5 protein-coding genes are annotated in these 4,865 nt (G+C 64.9%); all 5 read right to left on the bottom strand.

What is annotated here, in order from left to right:
• Positions 1–438: 438 nt before the first annotated feature.
• Entirely contained in the window at positions 439–840 is a 402-nt protein-coding gene (locus H288_RS0131730) for a hypothetical protein (RefSeq protein ID WP_012322593.1), read from the bottom strand.
• Positions 841–1,162: 322 nt separating this feature from the next.
• Positions 1,163–3,727, bottom strand: a complete 2,565-nt coding sequence (locus H288_RS0131740; protein WP_026605485.1) for a CheR family methyltransferase — start codon at positions 3,725–3,727, stop codon at positions 1,163–1,165.
• 38 nt (positions 3,728–3,765) lie between these two features.
• Positions 3,766–4,017, bottom strand: coding sequence for a hypothetical protein (locus tag H288_RS0131745; RefSeq protein ID WP_020096575.1), 252 nt, complete (start codon positions 4,015–4,017; stop codon positions 3,766–3,768).
• A 34-nt stretch (positions 4,018–4,051) separates the two neighbouring features.
• Positions 4,052–4,372, bottom strand: a complete 321-nt coding sequence (locus tag H288_RS35465; RefSeq protein ID WP_128083415.1) for a hypothetical protein — start codon at positions 4,370–4,372, stop codon at positions 4,052–4,054.
• 278 nt (positions 4,373–4,650) lie between these two features.
• Positions 4,651–4,865 (bottom strand): hypothetical protein (locus H288_RS35825; protein ID WP_210163421.1); only part of this gene is annotated, 215 nt, incomplete at its 5' end.

Raw genomic sequence — 4,865 nt, forward strand, 5'->3', positions numbered from 1 at the left:
GAGGATCGTCTGGGCCTTGATGGCCCATGGCGGCTCCTACAGAGCTCCGGCCACGGCGTGATCGCCACGGCCTGAGGCGTCAGGGAGGCAGGGAAGGTCAGTCGAGAGGTATGGCGCAACGGTCAGAAGACGGGGTCGGGAAAACCAGTGAATGGCCAAGCGCCTCGAGCGCGCCAAAGCGACTTGGACCCGATCCGCGCTCTCCATACAGGCCAGCAGCCGTGATGAAGGCTGCATCAACAGGCCGGACACACGGCAGCACCTGATCCTGCGCGCACAAATCTCTCCAACACCCCCTTGAATCCGATGGGGCGTCCACACACGGGCATTCGTCGGCCGCTCCGCAAGTTCGGCTCGGGGTGGTCTGCAGACCTTAGCCCATCTCCCGAGAGCGGCCATTCCGCTTCCAATGGGTGAGGCCTCTTCTTGCCCTTACCACTAGCGACCAGTTCGCTTCGCGATATCGAGGAGACGCTGGGTCTCTGCCAGCGTCACATTCAACTTCGCGTGCGCTTCGCGAAGCTCTACAATCAGTCCTGCCGTGCGCCTCATCTCCGCTCGACCTTTGTGGAGCTGTAGCTTGGCCGGTTGTTTTGTGCGCTTTTGCCCGCGATCGAGTACCTCAGCGAAAGGCACCGCCATCAGAACGGTGCCATGCGCATCGGTGATCTCGAAGCCATACCGGATAGGGTTCTTCGCGGTGGAGGCCAGATCGGAGCCCATTCCCGGCACAGCCTTGAAGGCCTCAAGATATGCCGCCTCAACGCTGGCGAGATCCAAGCCTTCGTCGTCGTGGTCCAGACCGTCCGGACCACGGAGGTGGAAGTAGAATTTAGGCATCTACCGTTCGCGATGAAGGTGCCTTCTTAATGCCAGCGTGCTCTGGTCGATCTGGATCGTCAAGTTTCAGGGCGTACGGCGGAAATCTTGGCCGATCAGTCGCACCCTTGGAGAACAGAACTTCGAACCTTTGTACTGCCTGAAAGCTGACGTGTCACCTTCGGCCCAGGCCGGCGTTACGATCCGTCCCCCTGAGACCAAACGCGGCCGGGCTCTGCCAAACCGTGCCGCTCCCCCGCCGCGCTGACGCTGTTGAGCATCTCCGATCGCACCAGCGCGTGCTGGCCGCCAACATCCCACGCGAGGTGGGCAGATCCCTTGGTCATTCCTGCTCCAGCAGGTTCGTGAAGTTTGCGACGATCCCGGGCCTCCGGCCGCCCTTGCGGGACGAGGCCATCAGCCGGACCCGGTAGCGGGCGCCGTCCGCCCCCTCGATCGTCCGCTCGGAGGGCCGGTTCGTCGACAGCACCGTCGGGATCTCGTCCACCAGCCATGCCAGGGGGATCGGCGCCGAAAAGTTGCGCAAGGACCGGCCGACGTCGCTCGGCTGCAAGCCGAAGATCTGCGCCGCTGCGTTGGTGAACATGCGGATGTGGAGATCCGGTGTCAGGAGCACGCTCGCGATGTTCATGCCCTCGAACAGCGTGGCCTGATCGTCGGTCAACTGATCGACGGCCTCGATCTTGGACGCGAGCTCGGAATTCATTGTCTGAAGCTCCTCATTCAGAGACTGTGTCTCCTCCTTCGAAGCCTCAAGCTCCTCGTTGGCGGCCTGCATCTCTTCGTTGACGGAGTAAAGTTCCTCGTTCGAAGATTTTAGCTCCTCAAGGGACGTCTCATACTCCTCGATCACGGCCTGGAGCCGTTCGCGCGTCACGCTCAATTCGCGCTCCAGGCCCTGGAGCGCCGTGTCCCGCTCGTTCGCCTTCAGGGCCTGCTGCCGCTCCCTCTCGACCGGCGCGGCCGCCTCGTTGAACACGACCAGGAAGAGCGGCTCGACCGCGCCGGGCGTGTTCAGCGGCTTGACCACAAGGGAGATCGACTGGAAACCGCCGTCCGGCAGCTCGACGCCGATGCCTTCGCGCACGACCAGAATGTTGCCCTCGATCGCCTCGCGCAAGGCAGTCCGGAGATCCAGCCGCAGGCCTCTACGCGCCATCGCAGCCAGCTCCCGGGTCGGCTGGCCGGGCACGACCTCCAGGTGATCGCCGATCCGCGATGAGTAGTGCACGGCCTCGCCCGTCCGCGTCACGACCGCGTGGGGCGGCGTGAACTCGGACAACATCTGCGTCTCGACCGCGTGCCGCAGGGCGGCGTGCGTCATCACGTTGCGCCGCTGCGGGGGGGGCGCATTTGCAAAGATTGGCGTGTCCGTCCCGGACATCGGCCGCAACCGAGCCGGCGGGATCGCGTCGCGAGCCTGGAAGATGCGGTGCTGCTTGTCGATCGTCTCGAACAGGTCCTCGAACCGCGTCACGTTCTCGGCCATGCCGATGAACAAATAGCCGCGCGGGCGCAGGGCGTAGTGCAGAACCGGCATCAGCTGTTGCTGGGCCTCGACACCTAGGTAGATCATCAGGTTGCGGCAGGAGACGAGATCGAGGCGCGAGAACGGCGGATCGCGCAGCACATTGTGAGGGGCGAAGGTGCAAAGGTCGCGCACGGCCTTCTCGACGACCGCGCTGTCGCCCTCGACGACGAAGTGCTGCCCGATCCGCTCAGGCGAGACGGCGGACAGGTAGGCCCTCGGGTAGCGGCCAGTCCGGGCGACCGTGAGCGCGCGCTCGTCGATGTCAGTGGCGAAGACCTGCACGCGCGGCGGATCCGCCAGGGTGACCATGTGCTCGCGCAGGAGGATGGCCAGAGAGTAGACCTCCTCACCTGTCGAGCAGGCCGGCACCCAAATCCGTATGACATCGGTCGCCGCGCGTGCGTCGAACAGCTTTGGGATGACCTGGGCGGACAGGGCCTCGAATGCAGCGGTATCGCGGAAGAAGTTCGTCACACCGATCAGCAAGTCCCGGAACAGCACCCCAACCTCGGCCGGGTCAGCCCGCAGCAGCTTGAGATAGCCGTCCAGTCCGGACGCGCCGACGACGCCGAGGCGCCGCTGCAGGCGGCGCCCGAAGGTGCTTGGCTTGTAGCCCGAGAAGTCGTGGCCGACCTGCCGGCGGAGGATGGCGAAGATCTCGGTGAGGAGCTCGGCCTCGAACTCCCGCGCGACCCCGTCGGCCTGCGCATCCGGTGCGTTCGGCGCGGCGGCGACGTGCGCGGCGATCAGGTCGCCCATCCGTTCGGCCGTCTCGCCGAAATCAACGAAGCCGGTCCGCAGCGAGCTGAGCGGCATGTCGGCGGTCTCGGGGCCGTAGCTATCCGCGGTCTGGGCCAGGGTCAGGCCACCGTGCTCCTTGATCGCCTTGATGCCGATGGCGCCGTCGCCGTCGCCGCCGGACAGTATCACACCGACCGCACGCTCGCCCTGGTCGAGGGCCAGGGTGGTCAGGAAGATGTCGATCGGCTTGGTCTCGCGGCTCGCCGGGCCGAGCGGCGTCAATGTCAGCCGCCCGCCCGCGATGCCCATGACGAAACCGGACGGCATGACGTAGACGGTGCCCGGCGCGACCAGGACGCCGTCGGCGGCGGCCTCGACCTTGAGCGGCGTGAACCGGGCCAGCACGTCCGGGAGCAGGCTCTTGTGCTCCCGGCCGAGATGCGTGACGACGACGAAGGCGGCTCTCAGCGTCTCCGGCACCCCGCGGAAAAAGCCCCGCATCGCCTCGATGCCGCCCGCGGACGCGCCGATGCCGACGATCGGAAAGTGGTCCTGGTCTATCACCGCGTTCTTAGCCCTCGGATCAATGCCGCGCCGTGCAACAGGTCCCAGCATCACGCGTTCTGGCCCGATGTCGAGGACGGACGCACGGATCAGCTGTCGTGCGTGGCTTCCTGCACGACGTAGGCGAGGCAGCGCGCCCGGGCCTCGGGGCTCTTCAGCCGCACGAACAGACGCAGCAGGGCCACGAATTCTGCGAGATGATCAGGGCCCTCAACGACCGTTTCGATATCCGGAGTATCAGTAGGATCGGCCGTCAGGAAGGTCGCAACCGGGACGCCCAGCGTACGGGCGATGCGAACCAGCGCACCGCGCTCGTCGTCCTGCGGATCGTCACCGTTCATCGTGGTTTCTCCGCTGATCCTTACGCCAAGGCGATCATTGCAAAGCGATACCGGCTGCCCGCGGCCCCATCACGCCGGCGACGCGACGGCCGACATGATGGAGCACGCGGCCGAGGAGCAGACGGGTCTGAGGGTCAGGATCGTCGTCCGCGGCCTCGTAGGCCTCGATGAGAGACGTCACCAAATGTTTCGATGGACCAGGGTCGTCGCCGGCTGCCGACGGCCCGGTGACGGCTTGCTCGCGGGAGCGCCGCACCAAATCGCGTGAGGCTTGAAGCGTCCGACGCGTCTCCTCGGCCGCCGCGCGCAACTCACGGGCAACTTCGAGGCATCGATCTGCACGGGGGCGATCCATCAGAAGCACTCCGAGTTGCACGGCATGCCCGCATCAAGATCACTGCTGCGTAGCCTCTGGCACCGTGCGCTCAATTTCCAGATGTAGCAATCCGAATATCGATTTCGATGGCGATTGCAAGGATCAAACGCCAGCATCTATCGTAGGTATGTTATCAACGTTTTCGCATATGCGAGGGACTGCGAGGACACGCGTCAAATTTCGAGGTCAGTATACGCCAACCGACCGCAAAGCGGACCTTCCGAGGTTCCGAGAAGGGTCGTGAGCGGTCCCCGCGGCTAGGTCCGCTTGATGCGACCGCTATCCGGAAGCAGATGGGGTGGATGGCTCCCGCTCCGACTGACGGCATCTCGATGCCAAGATGTGGTTGCTGTCGAAACAGCAGCCACGCAGATGCAGGAGCCATCCCCATGGAGATCACCACCGTCGGCATCGATCTGGCCAAAAGCATCTTTCAGGTTCACGCCGTCGATGCAGCTGGGCACGTCGTCGT

This window comes from Methylobacterium sp. 285MFTsu5.1 (assembly GCF_000383455.1).
Lineage (GTDB): Bacteria > Pseudomonadota > Alphaproteobacteria > Rhizobiales > Beijerinckiaceae > Methylobacterium.

Excerpts from the sequence above, each read along its gene's own strand:
- H288_RS0131730 (WP_012322593.1), bottom strand. The coding sequence starts at position 840 with ATGCCTAAATTCTACTTCCACCTCCGTGGTCCGGACGGTCTGGACCAC.
- H288_RS0131740 (WP_026605485.1), bottom strand. The coding sequence starts at position 3,727 with ATGCTGGGACCTGTTGCACGGCGCGGCATTGATCCGAGGGCTAAGAAC.
- H288_RS0131745 (WP_020096575.1), bottom strand. The coding sequence starts at position 4,017 with ATGAACGGTGACGATCCGCAGGACGACGAGCGCGGTGCGCTGGTTCGC.
- H288_RS35465 (WP_128083415.1), bottom strand. The coding sequence starts at position 4,372 with ATGGATCGCCCCCGTGCAGATCGATGCCTCGAAGTTGCCCGTGAGTTG.